Raw genomic sequence first — 1,506 nt, forward strand, 5'->3', positions numbered from 1 at the left:
TTATTAAGTTCGATTTTGCTTTCAATATAATTAAAAAAAGATACTATTCTGTCTTGTTTTATTTTATTTGGAATGGGTATAGCTATATCATAATAATCGCGAATGGTCATTTTTGGTTGTGTTGTTTTTGAATGTTTACTTGAAAAATCAATTGTTTTTAAATAAAAATATAGATATTTAGGATTTACTATATTATCATAAATCTTTGAATAATACATATTATCAGTCACTCAAACCTTATTATCAACATAAAAAATACTATCCAATGTCCCTACTCTAGGCAATAATACACTAGGAAAATCAACCATATAGTCATTAATATATGAAATAATACCACCTGAGCTATAAACAGGAGTTCAACCTATTGATTTATTTTTAAATTCTTTACCAGTTTTTATTTCTAATACATCTTTAAGTTTATATATTTTCATATTTTCCTTCTAGCTAATATATTTTTTGTGTGATACTTTTACGTTATTTTGCTTAACCATTGCATATTTTAATGTTGTGTCTATTTTTTCATGTCCAAGAAGTCTTTGTACCTGTTCTATTGGCATTCCTTTATCTATAGCTACAGTTGCTAATGTCCTTCTAAATTTATGGGGATGAACTTTTTTTATGCCAAGATTATTTCCTATTTTTTTTAATCTATTTTCTATACCATTAATTGATATTCTATTAAAAGGGTATTTTATAGAAACAAATAGCGCATTATTCTTATCAATTCTTGAATCTATATAGTTTTTTAGATGTATTTTGGTTCTAGCATCAAAATAAACAATTCGCTCTTTATTTCCTTTACCTAAAACAACACATTCTCTTTCATAAAAATTGATATCTTCTATATTTAATTTAACCAATTCCCCTATTCTCATGCCAGTCGAACTTAAAATATCAATTATTGCTAAATCTCTTATATTTGTAGTACTATCCCTCATTACTTCTAGTTCTTCATCAGTATATGTTTCTTTAATTGTTGTTGGTGTTTTAACTTTTTTAATTCTTCTTACTGGACTTTTAATTATATAATTTTCGTCTTCTAATCATGAAAAAAAACTTGAAAGGATTCTTCTAATATTATCGATTGTAACTTTGCTTGATTTTTTAACATTTTGAAAATCTGCTAAATAATTTCTTAAATCATTAGTATCAATTTCATTAACGTTTTTTCCTACGCAATTAAGCATAGCTATAATAGTTGAAACATAATAGTTTAATGTATTTTCAGAACAACCTTCTAATTTCTTGGCATTTATAAATAATTCTAATATTGTTTCATTAGTTAATTGATATACATCTTTATCAATTTCCGATAAATCAGAAAATTCAACCTCTAATATTTTTCTTAATTTGTCTAATTGACTATTATTTAATGTTGATTGCATTTTCTGTAATACGTTTTTTATTATTTTATCTCTCATGGTTATATTAATCTCCTAAAAAAATAAAGAACAGCCTATGACTGTTATCTTATTTTAATATAACCCTAGGTAAACTAATATTAGA

Annotated in this window: 2 protein-coding genes; both read right to left on the reverse strand. The window is 24.3% G+C overall.

Features of this window, described 5'->3' with window-relative positions; all coding sequences use genetic code 4:
* Positions 1-431: restriction endonuclease subunit S (locus MAU_RS03330; protein ID WP_193741212.1), on the reverse strand; the 431-nt coding region annotated here is incomplete at its 3' end.
* Between the two features lie 9 nt (positions 432-440).
* Positions 441-1,421, reverse strand: a complete 981-nt coding sequence (gene xerA / locus MAU_RS03335; protein WP_004425576.1) for a site-specific tyrosine recombinase/integron integrase — start codon at positions 1,419-1,421, stop codon at positions 441-443.
* Positions 1,422-1,506: the final 85 nt, after the last annotated feature.

Source organism: Metamycoplasma auris 15026, from assembly GCF_000367765.1.
In the GTDB taxonomy this organism is placed as follows: domain Bacteria; phylum Bacillota_I; class Bacilli_A; order Mycoplasmatales; family Metamycoplasmataceae; genus Metamycoplasma; species Metamycoplasma auris_A.